Source organism: Streptomyces clavuligerus, from assembly GCF_005519465.1.
GTDB classification, from domain to species: Bacteria; Actinomycetota; Actinomycetes; order Streptomycetales; family Streptomycetaceae; genus Streptomyces; species Streptomyces clavuligerus.
Genome location: NZ_CP027858.1, coordinates 972,226 through 994,621, shown reverse-complemented (window position 1 = coordinate 994,621; position 22,396 = coordinate 972,226). Strand labels below are relative to the sequence as shown.

The 22,396-nt window shown below is 74.2% G+C and carries 20 protein-coding genes; 10 read left to right on the top strand and 10 right to left on the bottom strand.

Features of this window, described 5'->3' with window-relative positions:
- Positions 1-199 precede the first annotated feature (199 nt).
- From CRV15_RS04015 to CRV15_RS04005, 3 genes are all read right to left on the bottom strand, one after another.
- Complete coding sequence (locus tag CRV15_RS04015; RefSeq protein WP_003962240.1) at positions 200-595, bottom strand: VOC family protein; 396 nt, start codon at positions 593-595, stop codon at positions 200-202.
- 130 nt (positions 596-725) lie between these two features.
- On the bottom strand, positions 726-1,493 hold the full coding sequence (locus tag CRV15_RS04010) for a CbtA family protein (protein ID WP_003962241.1): 768 nt from the start codon (positions 1,491-1,493) through the stop codon (positions 726-728).
- A gap of 21 nt (positions 1,494-1,514) precedes the next feature.
- On the bottom strand, positions 1,515-1,733 hold the full coding sequence (locus CRV15_RS04005; protein WP_003962242.1) for a CbtB domain-containing protein: 219 nt from the start codon (positions 1,731-1,733) through the stop codon (positions 1,515-1,517).
- 238 nt (positions 1,734-1,971) lie between these two features.
- On the opposite strand from CRV15_RS04005, the gene CRV15_RS04000 reads away from it, so the two are divergent.
- Positions 1,972-2,562 carry a histidine phosphatase family protein gene (locus CRV15_RS04000; RefSeq protein WP_003962243.1) on the top strand — a complete coding sequence of 197 codons (591 nt, stop codon included), beginning with the start codon at positions 1,972-1,974 and terminating at the stop codon, positions 2,560-2,562.
- A gap of 18 nt (positions 2,563-2,580) precedes the next feature.
- On the opposite strand, the gene CRV15_RS03995 is transcribed toward CRV15_RS04000, so the two are convergent.
- From CRV15_RS03995 to CRV15_RS03985, 3 genes are all read right to left on the bottom strand, one after another.
- Positions 2,581-3,594 carry a hypothetical protein gene (locus CRV15_RS03995; RefSeq protein ID WP_230864177.1) on the bottom strand — a complete coding sequence of 338 codons (1,014 nt, stop codon included), beginning with the start codon at positions 3,592-3,594 and terminating at the stop codon, positions 2,581-2,583.
- Between the two features lie 40 nt (positions 3,595-3,634).
- Complete coding sequence (locus tag CRV15_RS03990; protein WP_003962245.1) at positions 3,635-6,361, bottom strand: SpoIIE family protein phosphatase; 2,727 nt, start codon at positions 6,359-6,361, stop codon at positions 3,635-3,637.
- A 141-nt stretch (positions 6,362-6,502) separates the two neighbouring features.
- The gene (locus CRV15_RS03985; protein ID WP_009997832.1) at positions 6,503-8,158 is read right to left on the bottom strand and encodes an FAD-dependent oxidoreductase; all 1,656 of its coding nucleotides are present in this window, start codon (positions 8,156-8,158) and stop codon (positions 6,503-6,505) included.
- Positions 8,159-8,395: 237 nt separating this feature from the next.
- Here CRV15_RS03985 and CRV15_RS03980 point away from each other — a divergent pair, with 237 nt between their 5' ends.
- The 7 genes from CRV15_RS03980 to CRV15_RS03950 are packed head-to-tail and all read left to right on the top strand — an operon-like array spanning position 8,396 to position 13,728.
- The gene (locus CRV15_RS03980; protein WP_003962247.1) at positions 8,396-9,538 is read left to right on the top strand and encodes a SchA/CurD-like domain-containing protein; all 1,143 of its coding nucleotides are present in this window, start codon (positions 8,396-8,398) and stop codon (positions 9,536-9,538) included.
- A gap of 37 nt (positions 9,539-9,575) precedes the next feature.
- Complete coding sequence (locus tag CRV15_RS03975; RefSeq protein WP_003962248.1) at positions 9,576-10,055, top strand: cupin domain-containing protein; 480 nt, start codon at positions 9,576-9,578, stop codon at positions 10,053-10,055.
- On the top strand, positions 10,052-11,320 hold the full coding sequence (locus CRV15_RS03970) for a beta-ketoacyl-[acyl-carrier-protein] synthase family protein (RefSeq protein WP_003962249.1): 1,269 nt from the start codon (positions 10,052-10,054) through the stop codon (positions 11,318-11,320). Before CRV15_RS03975 ends, CRV15_RS03970 begins: the two co-directional genes overlap by 4 nt.
- On the top strand, positions 11,317-12,618 hold the full coding sequence (locus tag CRV15_RS03965; protein ID WP_003962250.1) for a beta-ketoacyl synthase N-terminal-like domain-containing protein: 1,302 nt from the start codon (positions 11,317-11,319) through the stop codon (positions 12,616-12,618). The genes CRV15_RS03970 and CRV15_RS03965 overlap by 4 nt, the downstream gene beginning before the upstream one ends.
- Positions 12,619-12,622: 4 nt before the next feature.
- Entirely contained in the window at positions 12,623-12,883 is a 261-nt protein-coding gene (locus CRV15_RS03960; RefSeq protein WP_003962251.1) for an acyl carrier protein, read from the top strand.
- Position 12,884: 1 nt separating this feature from the next.
- Positions 12,885-13,370: an SRPBCC family protein gene (locus CRV15_RS03955; protein WP_003962252.1), complete on the top strand. Its 486-nt coding sequence runs from the start codon at positions 12,885-12,887 to the stop codon at positions 13,368-13,370.
- 13 nt (positions 13,371-13,383) lie between these two features.
- A complete protein-coding gene (locus tag CRV15_RS03950; RefSeq protein WP_003962253.1) occupies positions 13,384-13,728 on the top strand; it encodes a TcmI family type II polyketide cyclase in 345 nt (114 codons plus the stop codon).
- A 65-nt stretch (positions 13,729-13,793) separates the two neighbouring features.
- On the opposite strand, the gene CRV15_RS03945 is transcribed toward CRV15_RS03950, so the two are convergent.
- Both CRV15_RS03945 and CRV15_RS03940 read right to left on the bottom strand, forming a co-directional pair.
- Positions 13,794-14,885, bottom strand: a complete 1,092-nt coding sequence (locus CRV15_RS03945; protein ID WP_003962254.1) for a methyltransferase — start codon at positions 14,883-14,885, stop codon at positions 13,794-13,796.
- Between the two features lie 73 nt (positions 14,886-14,958).
- Positions 14,959-16,044 carry a right-handed parallel beta-helix repeat-containing protein gene (locus CRV15_RS03940; protein ID WP_003962255.1) on the bottom strand — a complete coding sequence of 362 codons (1,086 nt, stop codon included), beginning with the start codon at positions 16,042-16,044 and terminating at the stop codon, positions 14,959-14,961.
- A gap of 378 nt (positions 16,045-16,422) precedes the next feature.
- Between CRV15_RS03940 and rsgA the strand changes: the two genes are divergently transcribed.
- Positions 16,423-17,547, top strand: a complete 1,125-nt coding sequence (rsgA, locus tag CRV15_RS03935) for a ribosome small subunit-dependent GTPase A (protein WP_029183096.1) — start codon at positions 16,423-16,425, stop codon at positions 17,545-17,547.
- Between the two features lie 184 nt (positions 17,548-17,731).
- The gene (locus CRV15_RS03930; protein ID WP_003958750.1) at positions 17,732-19,030 is read left to right on the top strand and encodes an SGNH/GDSL hydrolase family protein; all 1,299 of its coding nucleotides are present in this window, start codon (positions 17,732-17,734) and stop codon (positions 19,028-19,030) included.
- A 164-nt stretch (positions 19,031-19,194) separates the two neighbouring features.
- On the opposite strand, the gene CRV15_RS03925 is transcribed toward CRV15_RS03930, so the two are convergent.
- Complete coding sequence (locus tag CRV15_RS03925; protein ID WP_003962257.1) at positions 19,195-21,603, bottom strand: glycosyl hydrolase family 95 catalytic domain-containing protein; 2,409 nt, start codon at positions 21,601-21,603, stop codon at positions 19,195-19,197.
- A gap of 254 nt (positions 21,604-21,857) precedes the next feature.
- The gene (locus CRV15_RS03920) at positions 21,858-22,340 is read right to left on the bottom strand and encodes a DUF456 domain-containing protein (protein WP_003958753.1); all 483 of its coding nucleotides are present in this window, start codon (positions 22,338-22,340) and stop codon (positions 21,858-21,860) included.
- Positions 22,341-22,396: the final 56 nt, after the last annotated feature.

The following is a 22,396-nucleotide window of genomic DNA, read 5'->3' as shown; positions in this document are numbered from 1 at the left end:
AGGTCTCCCCACCTGCTCCGCCGGGGGCGATTCCCCTGCCTCCCCGCGCGTGGCCGGTGCCATCGCCTGCTCGCGGGGGCGCCTTCGTATGCTCCTGGTACAGCCCGTTCGCGGGAGCGGGAGCGGGAGCCCGCCGCCCGTGCCCCGGGCCCAAGGGCCAGAGGCGCACCCGATCCCGGTGGGGCGGCGGGCGCACGGGCTACGCCTCGGTGTTCGCGAAGAGCTGGACGCCCAGGCCGTCCGGGTCCAGGACGACCGCGTAGCGCTGTCCCCACGCGGCGTCCCACGGGGCCAGATGGCCCCGGTGACCGGCGGCGGTCAGGCCGGCGTAGACCGCGTCCACCTCGGCGGGGTCCGCGCAGCGGAAGGCGAGGGCGGTGCGGTCGCCGCCCTCGGGGCGGGTCCAGGACGGGTCGAAGGAGCGGACGGTCTCCTCCGTGTCCCACAGGACCCGTGTCCCGCCCGGCAGGGTCACCTCGACATGCGGGGCGGACTCCGCCCCGGCCGGGATGTCCAGGCCGAGACGGCGGTAGAAGGCGAGCGATGCGGGCAGATCGGAGGTGACGATGCCGATGGCGTCGAGCTGTGGAGTCATGGGCCCAACCTAGGCCGGGCCCGCGCCGGGGGTCTTGAAGGAAACGGACGCCCGCCCCGCCCGGAAACCATGGGCCCCGGGCGGGGCGGGCGTACCCGGCACACCGGGTCGACGTCGGGTCGGCGTCGGGTCAGCGTCGGGCGGCGGGTGTCCGCGCGCCGCCGCGGCCGGACGCGGAAGCCGCCGTGCCCGGGGTGAGCAGCCGCTCCGCCAGCAGGCCGAAGACCAGCCCGTACACCGCCCACAGCGTGGTGTGGACGGCGAGCGTCGCCAGCCGGAACTCCCAGACCACCGTGGCCGGGAACCCCTTCGGCACCTCGTCGAAGGAGGGCAGGAACGCGAACGCCAGCCCCACCGCCACGACGAAGGCGGCCACTGCCGCCACCGCCGCGTTCCCGTTCCCGAGGCCCGGCGCCAGCCGCTGCCCCAGCAGCACCGCCGCGACCGCGAGCAGCACACTGAGCACGACCATCAGGAAGTAGAGCGCGGTGCGTTGGCCGATGGTGCCCGGGTCGCCGACGGCCGGCGGGTTCGGCGGGTACTTCAGATACGGCACCACGTACACCGTGACCAGCGCGCCCAGCGCCACCAGCGCGGCCGTGGCACGCGGCCCGAAGCGGCCGATCCGGCCGAGGGCGACGCAGTGGGCGAGGGCCGCGATGCCGCCGATCGCGACACCGAAGACCAGGACCCCGGTCGCGAGCCCCGCCGTGGCCTGCACGGCCCGGCTGACCGGCGCGTCGCCGCCGTGCTCATGGCTGTTCGCCTCCTCGAAGGCGATCGCCGCGTCCACCGGGCCCTCGCCGAGGAAGTACGCCACCAGCAGGGCGGCGGCTCCCGCGACCAGCCCGGCGAGCATGCCGCGCACCAGCAGGGCCCGGACAGATGTGGAGTTCATGAAGGTGTGGTTCCCCCGGGTTCAGTGGCAGGGGAAGCCGAGCAGGTGGCGTCCGTCGTGGACCCACTCATGGACGGTATCGCCCGCGAACACGGCGGTGGCGCCCTGCTCCGCGCCGACGAAGTAGAGCAGGATCAGCATCAGTACGCCGAAGAAGGCGGCCCAGGGGGCGATCTCCCTGAGCGATATGGGGGTGATGGCCGGTGCCGCGGCAGGGGCCGGAGCGGTGGTCTGGGCCATGGTGGAACCTCCTGGGGAACACGCGTCCCGATCGTGGTGCCTGGTGCGGTGCGCTGGGACGAGACACCGGGTCTGACTCCCCCGCCCCGCGTACGGGGTGGACACAGTGGCGCGACCGTGCCGGATTCCCACCGGACTTCCGTCATCTCGTCATGTACACGTGACCGTATCGTGTGCGGGCGGGCGCCGCCACGGTGCGCCGTGGCCGAAAACACTACGTACGGCGGGGGAAACGGCGATGACGGCGAAGGCGGCGGGAACTCTACGACTGGCGTTGATCACCCCGGCGGTGAACGCGGCACTGCGGGAGGCCCGGTTCGCGGCGGACGTCCCGCTGGACCCGGCGGGTTCGGCCGCCGCCCGGGCGGCGGCCGGTGCCCTGCCGCCCGCCGGACGGGCCCTCGCCGGGCCCTCCCTGCGGTGCCGGGAGACCGCCGAGGCGCTGGGGCTCGCGGCGGAGCCGGTGCCCGCGCTCGCGGACTGGGGGATGGGCCGCTGGCAGGGCCGGACCCTCGCGGAGGTGAGCGCGGCCGAACCCGAGGGCGTGGCCCGCTGGTTGAGCGACCCGTCGGCCGCCCCGCACGGCGGCGACCCCCTCACCGCCCTGATCGCCCGTGCCGGGACCTGGCTGGACGCGCTGCCCCCCGGCGGCGGACGCCTCCTCGCGGTGGTCGACCCCGCCGTCGTCCGCGCCCTCCTCGTCCACGCCCTGGACCTGCCCGCCGCCGTCTTCTGGCGCCTGGACCCGGCCCCGCTGACCCTCACCGGCCTGACCTCCCGCGCGGGCCGCTGGAACCTCCACTGCGGCACCCGGCTGCTCGCCCCCTGACCGGCGGGTGCGCCGTCGTCACCGCTGCGGTGCGCGGTGGCCCGGGGCCAGCGCCGGGCCGGTGCCGTAGGCGCGGACGGACAGGGGGACGTCCGCCGCGCAGGCCGGGGCGCCGCACTCGCAGGCGAAGCCGAGCACCGTCGCCGTCGCGTCGCCCGGCGCCCACGGCCGGGCGGCGAAGGCGCGGTACTGCTCCGCGAGGGCGCCGTTCGCGTACCGCAGCAGCGCCCCGCGCTCCTCGGCGGAGGCGGCGCCCGCCGCCAGGGCGTCGCCGAAGTGGCGCTCGACCTCGGCCAGGGTCTCCTCGACACTGCGGCGGCCGTCGACCCGCAGCACCGCGCCCCCGTACCGTTCCACCTCGTCCTCGATGGTGTCGACGAGTTGCGCGTACAGGGCCAGCGGCCCCGGGTCCAGGCCCCGTTCGGCCAGCCGTTCCCGCTGGACCCGGCGGGTCGGCAGCAGCCAGAGCGCGTGTCGGCCGACCCCCGCGACCGACGGCGTGACGGGGGTGCCCTCGACCACCGCGGGCGGCGCGGCCGGCAGCGCCCGGACGTCGTCGGCGACCATCGGGCCGCGCTCGTGGTGCAGCGACATGGCCAGCAGCTCGGCGGGCGGCGCGGCCCACCGCTCGGCCCGGGGCAGCGCCTCCCAGCGCACGGCGGCCGGATGTCCCGCCGCGAGGGCCCGGTCCCGGTGGCTCCAGGTGTGCGCGTCCGCGCTGTACCGGCGCAGCCCGCGGCGGCGCGCCAGCAGCCTCGCCACCGTGGTCTTGCCCGCCGCGGGCGGCCCGCCGATCCACAGGGCCCGCACCCCGCCGCCCCCGCCGCCCGCACTGCCTGTGCTGTTCGCACGGCCGTCCGCGCGGGCCGTACCGCTCGTACCGCCTGCGCCGCCCGCACCGGCATCCGCGCGGGCCCCGCCGCCATCCGGGCGGCTCGCGCCCACCGCACCGTCCGCACCGCCCGCGCCGCTCACACTGCCGTCCGCGCGGGCCGTAGCGCCCGCACCGCCCGCGCCATCCGTGCCGTTCACGCCGCCCCCGTCCCTCACGCCGCCCCGCCGTCCGCGCCGCTCAGACCCCCGCGCCCGGCTGCGCGCCGGACTCCGGCCCCGCCTCCGCGTCCGGTCCCGAGAGCGGCTGCTCCGTCCAGATCACCTTGCCGTCCACGGTGTAACGGGTCCCCCAGCGGTCCGCGAACTGGGCCACGAGGAAGAGCCCCCGGCCCCCCTCGTCGGTGCTCGCCGCCTGCCGCAGATGCGGCGACGTACTGCTGTGGTCCGACACCTCGCAGATCAGCGTACGGTCCCGGATCAGCCGCACCCGGATCGGGCCCGCGGCGTAGCGGATCGCGTTGGTCACCAGCTCACTGAGGATCAGCTCGGTCGTGAACGCCTCCTCCCCCATGCCCCAGTCGGTCAGCCGCCGGGTCACCGCCGACCGCACCTCGCCCACCGCCGACGGGTCCGACGGGACGTCCCACTCGGCCACCCGGTCGGACTCCAGCCTGCGGGCCCGGCCCACCAGCAGGGCGACGTCGTCCCGGGGGCGCTGTGGCAGCAGCGCGCCGAGCACCGCGTCGCAGATCTCGTCCGGGGTGCGCTCCGGATGCCCCCCGACGGTCCGCCGCAGCAGGTCGAGCCCCTCGTCCATGTCCCGTTCGCGGTCCTCGACCAAGCCGTCCGTGTACAGCACCAGCGAACTGCCCTCGGGCAGGTCCACGTCCAGGGTCTCGTACGGCATCCCGCCGAGCCCCAGCGGCGGCCCGCCCGGCACCTCCGCGAAGAAGGCGGAGCCGTCGGGGCGCAGCACCAGCGGCTGGAGATGGCCCGCGCGCGCCACCGTGCACCGGCCGGACGAGGGGTCGTAGATGGCGTAGAGACAGGTCGCGCCGGTGACCCCCGCCTCGGCCCCGTTCCCCGTCTCGTCCTGGTCGAGACGGGCCACCAGCTCGTCCAGGTGCCACAGCAGCTCGTCCGGCGGCAGGTCCAGCGTGGAGAAGTTGTGCACCGCCGTCCGCAGCCGCCCCATGGTGGCCGCCGCGTGCAGCCCGTGGCCCACCACGTCGCCCACCACGAGCGCCACCCGTGCCCCCGGCAGCGGGATGATGTCGAACCAGTCGCCGCCGACGCCGCCGAGCCCCCCGGCGCCCGCCTGGGCGGGGCGGTAGCGGGAGGCGATGTCGAGGGCGCTCTGCTCGGGCAGCGTCCGGGGCAGCAGACTGCGCTGGAGCGCCACCGCCATCGTGTGCTCGCGGCTGTAGCGGCGGGCGTTGTCGACGCTGACCGCGGCGCGGGCCACCAGCTCCTCGGCGAGGGAGCGGTCCTCCTCCTCGAAGGGTTCGGGTGTCTGCGAACGCCAGAACATCGCCACGCCGAGGATCGCCCCGCGCGCCCGCAGCGGTACCGCGATCATCGAGTGGAAGCCCGCCGCCACCAGCCGGGCGGCGCGTTCGGGGGACTGCTGCTGCCAGCCGTCGTACGCGGGCAGCTCCCGTTCCAGGATGCCCTCGCCCTGGTTGAGCCCGGCGCCCATGCGGGTCGTCGTCAGATAGCGGATGGTGGTGCCGAGGGCGAAGTGGGCGGTCTCGTCGCCGAGCCCGCCCACCGCGACCCGCCGCATCTCCTCGCCCGCCCCGGTCGCCCGCGGCTCCTCGCCCCGCAGCACCGCGTCCACCAGGTCGACGGTGGCGAAGTCGGCGAACCGGCCCACGGTGAAGCCCGCCAGCTCCTCGCAGGTGCGCTGCACATCGAGGGTGGTGCCGATCTCGGCCCCCGCGTCGTACAGCAGTTTGAGCCGGGCCCTGGCCACGTCCGCCCGGCCGGTGAGCGCCCGCAGCTCGGTGGTGTCCCGGAGGGTGGCCACACTGCCGGGCGGGCCGCCGTCGCGGTCGGTGGGACGCTGGTTGACGGCGAGCAGCCGGTCCCCGACCTGGTGCACCTCGTCGGTGACGACCCGGCCGGACGCCAGCAGCCGCGCGGTCGACGGGTCGAGGCCGAGATCGGCGACGCGGCGGCCCTCGACGGCCGCGGGCAGCCCGAGGAGCCGCCGGGCCTCGTCGTTGACGAGCAGCAGCCGCCCCCCGTCGCCCACGATGAGCACCCCTTCGCGCACCGCGTGCAGCACGGCGTCGTGGTGCTCGTACATCCGGGTCATCTCCTCCGGCCCCAGACCGTGGGTCTGCCGCCGCAGCCGCCGGGTGACCAGCGCGGTGCCGCCGGTGGTCAGCAGCAGGACCACCGCGCTCACCCCGAACAGCAGCGGGAACTGGTCCTCCACGACCGTGTTGACCTTGGAGATCGTCACCCCGGCGGCGACCAGGCCGACCACCTTCCGGTCCGGTCCCCAGACGGGGACCACCGCCTGGACGATCTCCCCGATGGAGCCCGTGAGCTGCTGGGTGACCACTTCGCCGTGGAGCGCCGGGGTGAAGTCGCCGATGAACTTCTTGCCGATCCCGTCCGGCGCGGGGTGGGTGTAGCGGATGCCCTCGGTGCTCAGTACCGAGATGAAGTCGACCTCGGAGCGCCGCCTGGCCTCCTCGGCGCTGGGCTGGAGCAGCGCCGTCGGGTCCGGGCTCCGCAGCGCGGCGGCGACCCCCGGTGCGCTGGCGAAGGTCGAGGCCACGGACTCGGAGCGGTGGACGGCCTCCCGTTCGCTGTCCGCGTGCGCCTGGAGCACCAGCGCGACGATGCCCGCCGCGACGAGCAGCAGCACGATCACCACTTGGAGGAGGAAGACCTGCCCGGCCACGGTCCGCATCCGCAGAACCGAGCGTGGGCGACCGTAACGTGCGGCCATGTCCTCTTTCTACACCTCCCGCAACCGGTGGGCCATCCGCGCACGGTAGAACGCGAAGGTCACCCGCGTGACCCCTTTGGGTAAATCTCGTCACGCGTGTGACCTCCGCCCCCACCGTGCGCCCCCACCCCCCGGCACTCCCTAGCGCAGTCTGAGGATGTCGGCCAGCGCCTCCTCGACCGCCTTCTCCGGGTCCAGCGCGCCGCCCGGCGAGCGCCAGGCGACAAAGCCGTCCGGGCGGACCAGCAGCGCGCCCTCCGCCGTCGTCCCATGGGTGGCCGTCCAGTCGCACCCCTCCTCCGGCACCAGATCGGCGAGCGGCCCGTCGCCGACGGCGTACACGTCCAGCGGCACGGAGAGCCGGGCCGCCGCCTTGTGCGCGGCATCGCGCCACACCGCCCCCTCACCGCACAGCAGCACCATCGAGCGTTCGTACAGATCGAGCGTCGACAGCCGCTCGCCGTCCCGGCGCACCCACAGATGCGGGGCGCGCGTCCCGGGCTCCCCGGTCAGCGCGAGCCGGTCCGGGACCACCGGGCGGGCCGGGTCCACCCCGATGACGGCGCCCGCCGGATAGCCGTAGCCCATCGCGACGGTCAGCACCCCGCCGCGCGGGCCGCCGGGCAGCACCGGGGCCGCGTACCCGGGGTGGCTGTGCTCGGCCGAGCGCGCCGAGGCCCGTTCGCCGGTCGCCCGCGCCACCGGCAGCCGCTCCTGTCCATAGGTGTCGATCAGGCCCTGCCCGGCCCAGCCCTTCAGGACCGCCGCCAGCTTCCAGGCCAGGTTGTGGGCGTCCTGGATGCCGGTGTTGGAGCCGAAGGCGCCCGTCGGGGACATCTCGTGCGCCGCGTCCCCGGCCAGCAGCACCCGGCCCGCGCCATAGCGCCGGGCCACCCGTTCGGCGGCGTGCCACGGGGCCTTCCCGGTGATCTCCACATCCAGGTCCGGTGCCCCGACCGCGCGCCGGATGTGCTGCCGGCAGCGCTCGTCGGTGAACTCCTCCAGCGTCTCCCCGCGCTCCGGGTGCCAGGGCGCGTGGAACACCCACCGCTCGGCGTTGTCCACGGGCAGCAGCGCCCCGTCCGCGCCCGGCGCCGTCAGATAGCAGACGATGAAACGCCGGTCGCCGACGATGTCGATGAGCCCGCGCGAGGTGAACGTCAGGCTCACATTGTGGAACAGCTCGCCGGACCCGCTCTGGCCGATGCGCAGGGCCTCCCGCACGGGGCTGCGCGGACCGTCGGCCGCGACCAGGTAGTCCGCCCGTACGGTGGTCCGCTCCCCGGTCGCCCGGTCCGCCACCAGGGCGCTCACCCCCGTCGGGTCCTGGGTGAAGGAGAGCAGCCCGGTACCGAACCGGAGCTGGGCACCCGCCTCGGCGGAACGTTTCGCCAGTACCGGTTCGATGTCGTTCTGGCTGCACAGACACCAGCTCGCGGGGCTGATCCGGGACAGCCCGCCACCCGGGTCGATCTCCTTGAACAGCCACGACTGGTCGTCGCCGGTCAGCGAGGCGGCCTGGAGGATGCCGTGGTTCGGCGCCAGCACGGCCGCCGCCGCGCGGATGTCCCGCTCCACCCCCGCCCGGCGGAACAGCTCCATCGAGCGGACGTTGATGCCCCGCCCGCGCGGATGCGTGGAGGTCCCCGCGTGCTTCTCCACCAGCAGATGCCCCACACCGTGACGGCTCAGGAACATCGAGGCGGACAGGCCCACCAGGGACCCGCCCACGATCAGGATCGGCACCCTCAGGTCGGCGGTCTCGGATTTCTTGGCGTTCTCAGCGGTCCCTTGCATGGAATCTGTGTGCCCGTCATGGGCCCGCTTGCCCCGCCCATTCACTCGTACGGTGCCCATCTCTCGCGCCACACGTGGTGCCGCATCACGATCGGTTCACGGGAGCGCCCCGGGACCCCGGGCGGCTCACCCGCAGCCGCCGCGCCGGCCGACCACCGCGCACGGCGGCGCTTCCACCGATGACCGGCGACGGGCCCTTTCCGAGGCGGCGCCGCGGTCGCGAAGGAGTGAAGAGGAATGACGACGTTGTCCGAACGTATAGCGCAGTCCGCCTTCGACGGCTCCCGGCTCCGGGTCGTCCTGCTGCTGGATCTCTACGACGGATGCCAGAAGCAGTTCCTCGACGCCTACGAGCACATGCGCAACCATGTGGCGTCGGTGCCGGGCCACATCAGCGACCAGCTCTGCCAGTCCATCGAGAACCCCTCCCAGTGGCTGATCACCAGCGAATGGGAGAGCGCGCCCCCCTTCCTCGCCTGGGTCAACAGCGAGGAACACGTCAGAACGGTCATGCCCCTGCACAGCTGTGTCCGGGACACCCGCTCGCTGCGGTTCAGCGTGCTGCGGGAGACCGGCCAGGCGTTCGAGACCGGTCCGGAGCCCGGCGGCGGGCGGCAGCGGCAGCCCAGAGGCGGCCTCCAGCCCTTCCCCCGGGTCGGTGACGGAGTCGTCCGCCACGCGCTGACCTTCACCGTCAAGCCCGGCAGCGAGCAGGCCGTGGCGAAGATCCTCGCCGGGTACAGCTCGCCGTCCGCCCGGGTGGACGACCAGACCCGGCTCCGCCGCACCTCCCTCTTCATGCACGGCAACCGGGTGGTCCGCGCCATCGAGGTCCAGGGCGATCTGATGGCCGCCCTGCGCCATGTCGCCCGGCAGCCCGAGGTACGGGCCGTCGAGGAGGCCATCAACCCCTATCTGGAGCAGGACCGGGACCTCGACGACGGCAACTCGGCCCGGCTCTTCTTCACCCGCGCCGCGCTCCCCGCCGTCCACCACGTCAGCGCCGACGGACGCGGACCCGACGAGGTCAACCGGCACGCCCTCCTCTACCGCGCCAAGAAGGACTGCGGCCTCGCCGTGGCCCGGCTGCTCTCCCGGCAGGACGAGCTGGCGGCCGACGACCCGGCGGGCCCCGTGGCCGGCAGCACCGTCTTCCACCGCGACGACATCGTCGTCCGGCTCATCGACGTCGAAGGGCCGCTGGAGGACCACCCCGAGCTGGCCCTCGGGGTCCAGGGCCCCCGCAAGGCGGCCGTCCTCGGCCGGCTCCTCGCCGACGGGGCGGCCCTCGGCCGCGGCGGCCGACGGGACCTCGCCCGCTTCGTCACCGGCTCCGACATGCAACTGATCACCGACCGGCTCGCCGCCCCCGAGTCCTGACGCGCCGCCCCGGCACCGCCACTGGAGGAAGAACACCATGACCACGACCGGCCCCCGCATCGTCGACCTGAGCGAGTCCCGGCCCAACACCCGGCGCGGCGGCGATCTGCGTGCCCTGCTCACCCCCACCGCCGTGGGCTCGACCAGCGGATTCATGGGACTGGCGATCATGCAGCCCGGGGAGCGCATCGGCGAGCACTACCACCCGTACTCCGAGGAGTTCGTCTATGTGGTCCAGGGGCTCCTCGAAGTGGACCTGGACGGGGTCACCCATCCGATGCGCCCCGACCAGGGGCTGATGATCCCGCTGAACGTGCGCCACCGCTTCCGCAACGTCGGCGACCACGAGGCCCGGATGGTCTTCCACCTCGGCCCGCTGGCGCCCCGGCCGGAGCTGGGCCATGTGGACACCGAGAACACCGAGAACACCGAGAACGCCGAGAACACCGAGGACACGGCGGAACCGGCCGGGGGCGCCGCGGACAGCCCCCCGCAGCGCTCGGGGGTGGTGTCGTGAGACGCCGGGTCGCGGTCACCGGGGTCGGCGTCGTCGCCCCCGGCGGCGTCGGCACCCCGGCCTTCTGGGAACTGCTCGCCGCGGGCCGCACGGCCACGCGCGGCATCACCCTCTTCGACCCGACGGGGTTCCGCTCCCGGATCGCCGCCGAGGTCGACTTCGACCCGGCCGCGCACGGACTCGGGCCCGAGGACACCGCCCGCGCGGACCGCTACATCCAGTTCGCGCTGGTCGCCGCCCGGGAGGCGATACGGGACGCCGGGCTCGACCCCGGCACCGAGGACCCCTGGCGGATCGCGGTCTCCCTCGGCACCGCCGTCGGCGGCACCACCCGGCTGGAACACGACTATGTCGCCGTCTCCCGGCGGGGCGCCCGCTGGGACGTCGACCCCACGGCGGCCGACCCCCATCTGCACCGCGCGTTCTCCCCCTCCACCCTCGCCTCGGCCGTGGCCGAACAGATCGGTGCCCGGGGACCGGTGCAGACCGTCTCCACCGGCTGCACCTCCGGCCTGGACGCCGTCGGCTACGCCTTCCAGGCCATCGAGGAGGGCCGCGCCGACATCTGCGTCACCGGCGCCACCGACTCGCCCATATCCCCGATCACCGTGGCCTGCTTCGACGCCATCAAGGCCACCTCGCCCAACAACGACGACCCGGAGCACGCCTCCCGGCCGTTCGACGCCCACCGCGACGGCTTCGTCATGGGCGAGGGCGGAGCCGTCCTCGTCCTGGAGGAGCTGGAACACGCCCGCGCCCGCGGCGCCACCGTCCACTGCGAGATCGGCGGCTACGCCACCTTCGGCAACGCGTACCACATGACCGGCCTCACCCGGGAGGGCCTGGAGATGGCCCGCGCCATCGGCCTCGCCCTGGACCACGCCCGCGTCGACCGCACCGACATCGACTACGTCAACGCCCACGGCTCCGGCACCCAGCAGAACGACCGCCATGAGACCGCCGCGGTCAAACGCTCCCTCGGCGCGCACGCCCACCGCACCCCCATGAGCTCCATCAAGTCCATGGTGGGCCACTCCCTCGGCGCCATCGGCGCGATCGAACTCGTCGCCTGCGTCCTCGCCATGGACCACCAGGTGGTGCCGCCGACCGCCAACTACCAGACCCCCGACCCCGAGTGCGACCTGGACTACGTGCCACGCACCGCCCGCCCCCGCAGACTGCGCCATGTGCTCTCCGTGGGCAGCGGGTTCGGCGGGTTCCAGTCCGCGGTCGTGCTGACCCGACCCAGTGGGAGGGCGCCATGACCGACCCGTCGAACCGGAGGCCCGCTCCGATGCCCCGGGGACCCGGCCGCCGCACCGTCGTCACCGGCATCGGCGTCGTCGCCCCCAACGGCATCGGCGCCGACGTGTTCTGGAAGGCGACCCGGGAAGGACTCTGCCTGCTCGACCGGATCACCCGCGAGGGCTGCGGGGACCTGCCCCTGCGGGTCGGCGGCGAGGTGCGCGACCTGGAGCCCGCGAGCCTGGTCGAGGAGCGCTTCCTGGTGCAGACCGACCGCTTCACCCACTTCGCCATGGCCGCCGCCGACCTCGCCCTCGCCGACGCCCGGCTGGGGCGCGCCGACTACCAGGACGACCCCTACGGCATCGGCGTGGTCACCGCCTCCGGCTCCGGCGGCGGCGCGTTCGGGCAGCGGGAACTCCAGAACCTCTGGGGCCGGGGCTCCCGCTTCGTCGGCCCCTACCAGTCCATCGCCTGGTTCTACGCCGCCAGCACCGGCCAGGTCTCCATCCGGGGCGGCTTCAAGGGCCCCTGCGCCGTGGTGTGCAGCGACGAGGCCGGGGGGCTCGACGCCATCGCCCACGCCGCCGGGTCCATCGCCCGCGGCACGGCGGCCGTCGTCGTCGGCTCCGCGGAGGCCCCGCTCGCGCCCTACTCGATGGTCTGCCAGCTCGGCTACGCGGACCTGAGCACCTGCGAGGACCCGGCCCGCGCCTACCGGCCCTTCACCTCCGAGGCATGCGGCTTCGTCCCCGCCGAGGGCGGGGCGATGCTCGTCGTCGAGGAGGAGGGCGCGGCCCTCGCGCGCGGCGCCGTGCCCCGCGCCGTCGTCGCCGGTCACGCGGCCACCTTCACCGGCGCGGGCCGCTGGGAGGACTCCCGCGAAGGGCTGGCCCGCGCCGTCGAGGGCGCCCTGCGGCAGGCCGGATGCGCCCCCGAGGAGGTCGACGTCGTCTTCGCCGACGCCCTCGGTGTCCCCGCGGCCGACCGCGCCGAGGCCCTGGCCCTCACCGACGCGCTCGGCGCGCACGGCCGCCGGGTGCCGGTCACCGCCCCCAAGACCGGTATCGGACGGGCGTACTGCGGCGGCCCCGTGCTCGACGCCGCCGCCGCGGTCCTCGCCCTGGAACACGGCGCCGTCCCCCCGACCCCCAACGTGTTCGACGTCTGTCACGACCTCGACATCGTCACCGGCAAGGCCCGCCCGGCGCCGCTGCGCACCGCGCTGGTCCTCAGCCGGGGGCTGATGGGGTCGAACGCGGCCCTGGTGCTGCGCGCCGCCGACCGCGCCCCCGCACCCCCACCCGAGAAGGAGTGAACGCATGACTGAGCCCATCACCCCGGAGGAACTGGCCGGCCTGATGCGGCAGAACGCCGGCATACAGGTCGAGCCGACCGACCTCGCGGACCGGCCCGACACCTCGTTCGAGGAGTACGGCCTGGACTCGCTGGGCCTGCTCGGCATCGTCGCCGCGCTGGAGAACCGGCACGGCATCACCATGCCCGTGGACGCCGAGAAGTGCCCCACCCCCGGGGCCTTCCTCGACCTCGTGAACTCATCACTGACCAAGAGCGGAGCCTGAGGTGCCCGGACACACCGAGAACGAGATCACCGTCAACGCCCCCCTGGACGTCGTCTGGGAGATCACCAACGATCTGGCGAACTGGCCCCGGCTGTTCAGCGAGTACGCCTCCGTGGAGGTGCTGGACCGCACGGGCGACACGACCACCTTCCGGCTGACCATGCACCCCGACGAGAACGGCAAGATCTGGAGCTGGGTCTCCGAGCGCACCCCCGACCGGGCGAGCCGCACGGTCCGCGCCCGCCGGGTGGAGACCGGCCCGTTCCAGCACATGGACATCCACTGGGAGTACAGCGAGGTGCCCGGCGGCACCCGGATGCACTGGCGGCAGGACTTCGCGATGAAGCCGGAGGCCCCCGTCGACGACGCCTGGATGACCGAGAACATCAACCGCAACTCCAAGATCCAGATGGCGCTGATCCGGGACCGGATCGAGGCGCGGCACCAGCGGCGGGACGAGCCGCGCAGCCCGTCCCCGGCCAACTGACGGGAGCGCGACCATGACCACAGCCCCCGTACACCAGGCCCTCGTGGTGGCCCGGATGGCACCGGGCTCGGCCGAGGGCATCGCCCGGCTCTTCGCGGACTCCGACGGCGGTGAACTGCCGCGTCTCGTCGGGGTCCGCCGCCGCAGCCTCTTCCAGTTCGGCGATGTCTACATGCACCTCATCGAGGCGGACCGGCCGCCGGGGCCGGCCATCGCCGGGGTGGGCGACCACCCGGAGTTCCGCGGTCTGTGCGAGCGGCTGACCGAGTTCGTCAGCCCCTACGACCCACAGACCTGGCGCGGCCCCCGGGACGCGATGGCCCACCGCTTCTACACCTGGGAGCGCGGCCCCGCCTGAGCCCCGCGCACCACCGCCCCCGGACTCTTCCCAGAGGCCGGGGGCGGTGGCACGGCGGTCGGCGTTCAGGGCCCGGCGGCCTCCTCAAGGGCCCCGGCGCCGGTGGGGACGACGGCCTCGAACGCGTGCAGATAGGCGTTGACGGGGCGGATGACCTCCGGGGCGAGCCCCGCCGCCGTCATCCGCTCCACCATGCTCCCCCGGGTGTGCTTGGCACCGCCGACGTTGAGCAGGAGCAGCAGGTCCATGGCGGTCGTGAACCGCATCGACGGGGTGTCGTCCACCAGGTTCTCGATCACCACCACCCGGGCGCCGGGCCGGGCCGCGGCCACCACGTTGCGCAGCGTGGCCCGGGTGCTGTCGTCGTCCCACTCCAGGATGTTCTTGATGATGTAGAGGTCGGCCTCGACGGGGATGTCCCGGCGGCAGTCGCCGGGGAGCACCGTGATCCGGTCCGCCAGCTCGCCGCCCTCCCGCAGCCTCGGGTCGGCGCCCGCCACCACGTCGGGCAGGTCCAGCAGGGTGCCCCGCAGCTCCGGGTGGCGCTCCAGCAGGCTGACGAGGACATGGCCCTGGCCGCCGCCGATGTCGGCGACCGAGCGCACCCCGGTGAGGTCGAGGAGTTCGGCGACATCCTCGGCGGACTGCCGGCTGGAGACCGTCATCGCCTGGTTGAAGACGGCGGCGGACTCCGGGGCGTCCTGGTGGAGATGGTCGAAGAAGCCCTTGCCGAACAGCTCCTGGAAGACGCCGCCGCCCGAGCGCGCCGCCTCGTCCAGCCGGGGCCACACGGCCCAGGTCCAGGGTTCGGTGCACCACAGCACGATGGCCCGCAGACTGTGCGGGTCGTCCTCGCGCAGCATCCGGGACATCTCGGTGTGGCAGAAGGTGCCGTCCGGCCGTTCGTCGAAGACACCCTGGCAGACGAGGGCCCGCAGCAGCCGCAGCAGCGGCCGGGGTTCGGCGCCGACGGCCTCGGCCAGCTTCTCGGGGGTCGCCGGGATGTCGCCGAGCGCGTCGGCCAGCCGCAGCCGGGCGGCGGCGCGCAGGGCGGCGGCCCCGGCGGCCCCGAAGGCGAGTTCGCGCAGCCGCATCCCCGGGGGCGGGGCGGAGTCGAGGGAGACGGTCTGGACGGGTCGGGTGCTCAGGGTGGTCATGCGGCCTTCACTCTCCTCGCGGTGGGCGCGGGTCCGGGGCGCGGTGGGCCCGCTGGCCCGGTGGGCGCGGTGTTCAGCACATCCCGCCGGGCCGGGACGTGGCGCAGACGTTGTCGGCGAACCGGTTGCCCGTACCGCCGCCGCCGTCGATCAGATCGGCCGCCGAGTTGCCGGTGACGTCGTTGCGCTCGATGACGTTGTCGGTGTTGGCCGCGCCGACGAAGCTCTTGAACAGGACGATCCCGCCGGACATGGGCCAGGTGCCCACGTTGTCGCGGACCCGGTTGTCCCGGACGACGGTGGCCTCGGAGCCGGTGAGGACGATCCCGGAGCCCTGGAGGGCGGGCAGCCGCTCGGTCGCCGGGCAGAAGAGGTTGTTCCGTTCGACGGTGTTGGAACGGACGGTCATCGCGCCCGCCGCGGGCCGTGACTCGTCGCCGACGATGAACATCCCCGCGCAGTTCCCGGTGACGGTGTTGTTCCGTACGGACAGATTCCGCACCCGCCGGACGGTGACGCCGATCCGGTTGCCGGCCGCCCGGTTCTCCGCGATCTCGGTACCGCCGGTGTCGGTCGCCCCGCCCTCGGCGTCGATCGCGTTGGCGACGAAGATGCCCGCGTCGCCGTTCTCCAGGACGGTGTTGCCCTTCAGTACCGAGCGGACGGACCGGTGCTGGGCGATGCCCCAGACGCCGTTGGCCTCGGACGTCACCCGGCGGACGGAGAGCCGGTCGGTGCGGGAGGCCCACAGCCCCGTCCTGCGGTAGCCGCGCAGCGTGAGCGAGCGGACAGAGACCCCGGCGAGCTCGCGCTCCGCGGTGCCGGTGACACAGATGCCGTTCCCCTCCTCGGCACAGCCCTTCGCCGCCCGGGTCCGGGCCGTGCCGGGGGTGAGCACCGTGCCGGGCCCCGAGCCCCGCAGGGTCAGCGCCTTGGTGATCCGCACACTCTCCCGGTAGAGCCCCGGGGCGATCACCACCGTGTCCCCGGGCCGGGCCGCGTCGACCGCCTCCTGGATCGACCCGCCGGGCCCGACGGCGTGGGAACGCGGAGCGGCGGAGGCGGACACGGGCCCGCCGACGAGCCCGGCGACCAGGGCGGCGGCCACCGCGGCACTCCATCCGATATATACGGCATGGGTTTTTTGTCGTGGTGTCATGAGGCGACGTTAGGAGCGAACGGAGGGGCCCGCCACACGGGCCGGTCCGGACGGGAGGGCCGACGCTGGAGCGAGCGCCGGACCGGTACCGGGCGAGCGCCGGACCGGTGCGGAAAAAACCCTTTGGCGTCCCGCCCCGCCCGGAGTTAAAGTCCTGCTGTTCCCGCGCGGCGACCGCCGCGCGCGGCCGGCCGAGTGCGATCAGGGAGGTGTTGACCGATGACTGTCACGGTGACGAGCGCTGCCCGCGTTCAGACGATCATCCACTCCACCCCCGTGGTCTCCGGCTGATACCTCTCCACTTCCGCGCGCCGAGCGCGCCCGCCGGGGCCACCCTTCACCCTTCGTAAGGGGTCCCTCATCGTGTCCAGCACTCCGCTGAACCCGTCCTCTTCTCCCTCTTCTCCCTCCTCCGCTTCCTTTGACGTCCGGTCCGCTCTCGCCCCCTACGGCTGGGACGACGACTGGGCCGCCGCCTTCGCCCCGTACGCCGCCCAGGGCCTGGTGCCCGGGCGGGTGGTCCGGGTCGATCGCGGTCACTGCGATCTGGTCGCCCCCGAGGGCACCGTGCGCGCCGACACCGAGTTCGTGGTGCCCCATGACCCGATGAAGGTCGTGTGCACCGGGGACTGGGCCGCGGTCGACCCCGTCGGCGGCGACCCCCGGTATGTGCGGACGCTGCTGCCGCGCCGCACCGCGTTCGTCCGCTCGACGTCCTCCAGGCGCTCCGAGGCGCAGATCCTCGCCGCCAATGTCGACCACGCGATCGTCGCGGTCTCGCTCGCCGTCGAGCCGGACCTCGGGCGGATCGAGCGCTTCCTCGCCCTGGCCTGGGAGAGCGGCGCCCGGCCCGTGGTGGTGCTCACCAAGGCGGACCTGGTGCCCGACGCCGCCCAGCTCGCCCAGCTCGTCCAGGACGTGGAGACCGTCGCGCCCGGCGCCGCGGTGCTGCCCGTCAGCTCACTGACCGGTGACGGCGTGGCGGCCGTCCGGGCCGTGATCGGCGACGGGACGGCGGTCCTGCTCGGGGTCTCCGGCGCGGGCAAGTCCACGCTCGCCAACGCCCTCGTGGGGGCGGAGGCGATGACGGTCGGCGCCGCCCGCGAGGTCGACGGCAAGGGGCGGCACACCACCACGACCCGCAATCTGCTCCCCCTGCCGGACGGGGGAGTCCTCATCGACACCCCCGGGCTGCGCGGCGTCGGGCTCTTCGACGCCGGGACGGGCGTGGGCCAGACCTTCGCCGAGATCGAGGAACTGGCGCGGGAGTGCCGCTTCCACGACTGCGGGCACCACACCGAGCCGGGGTGCGCGGTCGCCGCCGCCGTCGAGGACGGTTCGCTGCCCGTCCGCCGTCTGGAGAGCTACCGCAAACTGCTGCGGGAGAACCAGTACATGGTGGCCAAGACCGATGCCCGGGTACGGTCCGAGCTGCGGAGGGAATGGCGGCGCAAGGGCGAGCAGGGCCGGGCCGCGGCGGCCCTCAAGCGCGGCCGGTTCTGAGTCCGGCGGGCGGGCCGGGCCGGGCTCTGACCCCGGCCCGGCCCGCTTCCCCGCGGGGGTCGGTACTCGGCCGTCCGTGCGAGGGATGTCTGTACATCTCATGGGCAGGAGATCCGATCTCTGCCACAGTGCCTGCACGTTCCCGGCCGCCGTCGCGCGGCCCCGACCGAACAGGCGGACACGCATGACCGGACCCCGTCGATTACTCACCGCCCTGGTGGCGTCGGTGAGTCTCACCCTGCTCGGCACCGCGGGCACCCCGCCCGCGGGAGCGGCGGCCCACGACCCCGCGCCCGCGGCACCCGGGTCCGCGGGCCCCGCGCCCGGGACCCCCCTGCCGCACCGGGGCGGCGCCGGTGGCTGGACCGGTACCTGGGCCACCGCGCCCTCGCACGCCGTGGACCCGCTGCCGGGCACGTCGATCCGGAATGTCGTGCACACCAGCATCGGCGGCGCGGCCATCCGGATCAGGGTCAGCAACCGCCTCGGCACCACCCCGCTGCGGATCGGCGCGGCCACCGCCGGACTCCAGACCGCGGGTGCGCCCAGGAGCCCCCGCGCGGTGCCCGGCACCCTGCGGTCGGCGACCTTCCGGGGCGGGCGGGCGGTCACCGTACCGCCGGGGCGGGACCTGTTCTCGGACCCGATACCGCTGCGCGTACCCGCCGCCGCCAATCTGCTGATCACGCTCTACACACCCGATGAATCCGGCCAGGCGACCCAGCACCGCACCGCGCTCCAGACCAACTTCCTCGCCCCGGGCGGCGACCACACCGCCGACGAGAGCGGCACCCCCTACACCGCCACCTCGGGCTCCTGGCACTACCTCAGCGGCGTCGACGTCCTCGGCTCCCGCGCCGCGGGCAGCGTCGTCGCCGTCGGCGACTCGCTCACCGACGGCTCCGGCTCCACCGGCAACGCCAACCGCCGCTGGCCCGACCGGCTCGCCGCCCGGCTGCGGGCGCTGCCCCCGCACCGCCGGCTCGGCGTCCTCAACGCCGGGATCGCCGGGAACCGGCTGCTCCGCGACGACGTCGGCCCCAGCGTCCTCACCCGCTTCGACGCCGACGCGCTCTCCCGCGCCGGGGTGCGCGCGGTGATCCTCCTGATCGGTGTCAACGACATCAAGGGCACCCCGGAACAGCTCGACCCACAGGCCCTCGTGGGGGGCTACCGCGAGCTGGTCCGCCGTGCGCACGCCCGGGGGCTGAAGGTCATCGGCGGCACCGTCACGCCCTACAAGGGCTTCCCCGGCCACACCGAGGCCCGTGAGGCGACCCGGCAGGCCGTGAACCGGCTGCTGCGGACCACACCGGTCTTCGACGCGGTCGTCGACTTCGACGCCGCCGTCCGCGACCCCGCGGATCCGGCCCGGATCCTGCCCGCCTACGACTCGGGCGACCACATCCACTTCAACGACACCGGACAGCAGGTGCTGGCCGACACCGTCGACCTCGACGAGCTGCGCTTCCGCACCCGGTGAGCCGGGCGGGCGCCGCGCCCCTCGCCCGTCCGCCCCACACCCGTGCACCCCTCGCCCGTCCGCTTCTCATCCGTCCGCCGCGCTGACCCGCCCCGGGCCGGTACCGCGCACCGGGCCCGTACCGCGTCCGGTACGGGCCCGGCGGCATCCCGGGCGGCGGCGGCTCAGCCGGGCAGACCCCAGGGCGCGGCGGGCCCGTTCGGCGTCACCGGTTCGATCCGCAGCGGGGGCCGGTCGCCCCGCCGGGTGATGAGCGCCGAGCCGCCCCGCTCCAGCGGTATCCGGATCGCACCGTCCCCGGTACCGGCGTCCTCGTACCGCAGCGGACGGCCCCGCCGGTCCCGCACCTCCACCGGACCCTCGATCCCGTGCCGCACCACACAGGGCGCCCCCGCCTCGCTGCGCAGCCCCACCCAGCGGGTGCGCCCCTCCTCCCGCACCGCGCTGAGCAGAAACGCGCCCTGGGTACGGAAGTCGTGCACCACCAACGCGCGCCAGGCGGCGGGCAGCGCGGGGAAGACCCGGATGACACCGCCCCAGGACTGACAGACCATGTCGTGCAGCGACTGCGACGCCGACAGCGGTGTCTCGATCACCGGGCCCGACTCCTTGTACAGGGTGTTGGCCTGGATGAACCGGCTCATGAGCTGCTCCAGATAGCGCAGCGCGTCCTCGCCCTCGCCGAGCAGCGCCGAGATCGACGCCGCCCCGGTGAAGGTGTAGCCCTGGAGCGCCCCCTCGAAGCCGACCCAGTGCTTCAACGAGCGTTCGATCAGGGCGCGTTCCCCAGGGGTGCGGCCGGTGATCTCGTACAGCGGATAGACCGCCAGCAGATGGGAGTAGTGCCGGTGGGACTTGGCGAAGGGCACCCCCGCGCCGATCATGAAGCCGTTGGCGTCGACCGGGTAGGGCGTCAGCCGGGCCAGCACCTCCCGCCAGCGGTCCGCCAGCGGGTCCGGGACGCCCAGCTCCTCGGCGCTCTCCAGCAGGGTGCGGCAGCCCCAGCGCAGCAGCATCAGGTCGTAGTTGCAGTCCGGGGCGTCGACGCCGTACTCCGGTGAGAACGTCTTCGGCAGATGCAGCCGCCCGTCCGGACCCGGCGCGAGGAAGTGCAGATAGTAGCTGACGGCGCGGCGCAGCAGCGGGAAGAGCGTGTCCCGCAGGATCGACACGTCCATGGTGTGGCGGTACGAGAGCCAGACGTTGTGCAGTGCCCAGACAAGATTGCCGACCTCGGGGGTCGGAGGGTTCTGTCCGGGTACGCCCACGCCGTAACCCTGGCCGGAAGGTGTGGCTCCGCCGTTGACCAGCCGGGTGTCCGTGGTACGGGGAATTCCCGCCGAGTCCGCCCGGTACGGAGGGGCCACCTCGGCCGTGAGCCGGTCGCGGAACTCGCTCAACGCCCGGGTGACCGCGTCCAGCTCCAGATGGTTGGAGCCGTGGATGAGCCAGTACTCCAACTGGACGTTGAGGTTCCACCAGGTGTTGGGCCAGGGCGTGGGCTCCAGCCAGGGGCCGCAGGTCGCCATGACGGGCGCGTCGCGCCGGGCCGCCGACGCCGCCTTGTAGAGCTGAATCCAGTGGAAGCGCTGGAGCCGGGCGTCGGGCAGCGACAGAAAGCTCTTGCGGTAGTAGCGGTCCCACCAGACCCGGTGGGGGACCACCAGCACGTCGTAGGGGGCCGTCGAAGCGCGGCGCACCGCCCGCAGCGCGCGGGCGAGGGGTGCGGCCGTCGTCCCGGGGAACGCGTGCGCCACCGCCGCGTACAGGGTGCGCCGGCCCGAGCGGGTGGTGCGTTCCCGCCACGCGGTGACATGCCCGCCCCCGGCGAGCAGCGGCTGTACGGCCGCGGTCACCTCGCCGTGGCGCTCCACCACCGCCGGGGGGTTGGCCCGGTACCCCTCCGGCAGCGGACGGAAGGCCGCCCGCGGGCTGATGGCCTCGGCGGGGTGGAAGACCCAGCGGAAGTCCCGTTCCCCGTCGCTCGGGGCGATGTCCACCGCCAGCACGGACGCGGTGCTGTGGACGAACGCGCGCAGCCGCAGCGTGCCCGCCGTGGTGGTGAGTGTGCCGGTCAGCTCGGCGCCGTGCAGCCGCAGCCGCCAGTCGACGGCGGTGACGGTGCCGACCGGTTCCAGGGTGAAGTGGCCGATGGGCAGCCGCGCCAGACCGAAGAGCGAGCCGAACTCCGGCCGGTGGTCCTGCACCTCGGAGTGCTGGACATTGAAGCGGATCGCGTTGCTCCCGCCGGGCTCCGCGTAGATGCCCGAACCGAGGTGGCCGTTGCCGAGGAAAGGACCCTCGAACCAGGTCCGGGGCGCCCGGCGCCAGACGAGGTCGGCGTCGTCGAGCACGGCGCGCCAGCTCTCCCCGTACGCGGTGATCTCCGTGCCCCCGGAGCGGGGCGCCGGGCCCGGCACCGGACCGGCGGCCGGGGGCGCGGTGGCGGTGGCGGCGTGCGCCGGTGCCTGGGCACCCAGCGCGATGGCCCCGCCGAGCGCCGTGCCGAGCGCCGTGCCGGAGGCGAGCACTCTTCTCCTGGACGGCTCCGGTGGGGACGGTACTGCTGCCATGGCGCCTCCCGGTCGGCTACGTGGACGGAACGGTCGATTCATCCGAGCTGTCGCCTGACGGAAGGTAGGCAGGCGGTCATCGTCCGTCAAGAGCCACCTCTCAGGTAGGGAGAGGGGAGGGGAGAGGGAGGGAGAGATCCGAGGTATATCTGCGGATATGAATCCCATTCAGCGGGAGGTGCCGCTTTCGGTACCGGCACCGGTGCCGGTACCGATGGCGGACGCGGTGCCGGGCGCATCGGCGGGGGCCTGGCTCAGCCCCAGACGACGGCGCCCAGCCAGGCCCCCGCCACCAGCAGACAGGCCAGCAGCTCCACCAGCGCACCCGTCCCCGCGCCCCGCATCACCGCCCGCGTCGACGCCACGGCCTCGCCATGGCCGCCGAGCCGACGGCGCTCCGCGAGATAGATCCCCCCGAGGAAGCCCGGTACCGCACCCACCACGGGCAGCAGCAGAAAACCGGCCACGGACCCGAGCCCCGCCCACAGCGCGATCCGGCGGCTCATCCCCGTGCCCCGGGCCCTGCGGGACGGCAGCAGCCACACCACCACCTGGTCCACGAGCAGCAGCGCGGTCGCGGCCACCAGCAGCACCCAGGCCAGGCCGGTGCGCTCGTGCAACGACCACCACAGCAGCGCCGCCCAGACCAGCCACCGCCCCGGCACACCGGGGAGCAGCGCCCCGACGACGCCCAGCACCATCACCAGGCCGACCAGCAGGAGCTGCCACACGCCCATCTGCCAAGGGTGCCGGATCACGCCGCCCCGCGCAGGTCCGGCACTCCGGCGCTCCG

What these genes read in the sequence shown, in the direction of transcription:
- CRV15_RS04015 (WP_003962240.1), bottom strand. Translation starts at nt 595, where the DNA reads ATGACTCCACAGCTCGACGCCATCGGCATCGTCACCTCCGATCTGCCC.
- CRV15_RS04010 (WP_003962241.1), bottom strand. Translation starts at nt 1,493, where the DNA reads ATGAACTCCACATCTGTCCGGGCCCTGCTGGTGCGCGGCATGCTCGCC.
- CRV15_RS04005 (WP_003962242.1), bottom strand. Translation starts at nt 1,733, where the DNA reads ATGGCCCAGACCACCGCTCCGGCCCCTGCCGCGGCACCGGCCATCACC.
- CRV15_RS04000 (WP_003962243.1), top strand. Translation starts at nt 1,972, where the DNA reads ATGACGGCGAAGGCGGCGGGAACTCTACGACTGGCGTTGATCACCCCG.
- CRV15_RS03990 (WP_003962245.1), bottom strand. Translation starts at nt 6,361, where the DNA reads ATGGCCGCACGTTACGGTCGCCCACGCTCGGTTCTGCGGATGCGGACC.
- CRV15_RS03985 (WP_009997832.1), bottom strand. Translation starts at nt 8,158, where the DNA reads ATGCAAGGGACCGCTGAGAACGCCAAGAAATCCGAGACCGCCGACCTG.
- CRV15_RS03980 (WP_003962247.1), top strand. Translation starts at nt 8,396, where the DNA reads ATGACGACGTTGTCCGAACGTATAGCGCAGTCCGCCTTCGACGGCTCC.
- CRV15_RS03975 (WP_003962248.1), top strand. Translation starts at nt 9,576, where the DNA reads ATGACCACGACCGGCCCCCGCATCGTCGACCTGAGCGAGTCCCGGCCC.
- CRV15_RS03965 (WP_003962250.1), top strand. Translation starts at nt 11,317, where the DNA reads ATGACCGACCCGTCGAACCGGAGGCCCGCTCCGATGCCCCGGGGACCC.
- CRV15_RS03960 (WP_003962251.1), top strand. Translation starts at nt 12,623, where the DNA reads ATGACTGAGCCCATCACCCCGGAGGAACTGGCCGGCCTGATGCGGCAG.
- CRV15_RS03950 (WP_003962253.1), top strand. Translation starts at nt 13,384, where the DNA reads ATGACCACAGCCCCCGTACACCAGGCCCTCGTGGTGGCCCGGATGGCA.
- CRV15_RS03945 (WP_003962254.1), bottom strand. Translation starts at nt 14,885, where the DNA reads ATGACCACCCTGAGCACCCGACCCGTCCAGACCGTCTCCCTCGACTCC.
- CRV15_RS03940 (WP_003962255.1), bottom strand. Translation starts at nt 16,044, where the DNA reads ATGACACCACGACAAAAAACCCATGCCGTATATATCGGATGGAGTGCC.
- CRV15_RS03930 (WP_003958750.1), top strand. Translation starts at nt 17,732, where the DNA reads ATGACCGGACCCCGTCGATTACTCACCGCCCTGGTGGCGTCGGTGAGT.
- CRV15_RS03925 (WP_003962257.1), bottom strand. Translation starts at nt 21,603, where the DNA reads ATGGCAGCAGTACCGTCCCCACCGGAGCCGTCCAGGAGAAGAGTGCTC.
- CRV15_RS03920 (WP_003958753.1), bottom strand. Translation starts at nt 22,340, where the DNA reads ATGGGCGTGTGGCAGCTCCTGCTGGTCGGCCTGGTGATGGTGCTGGGC.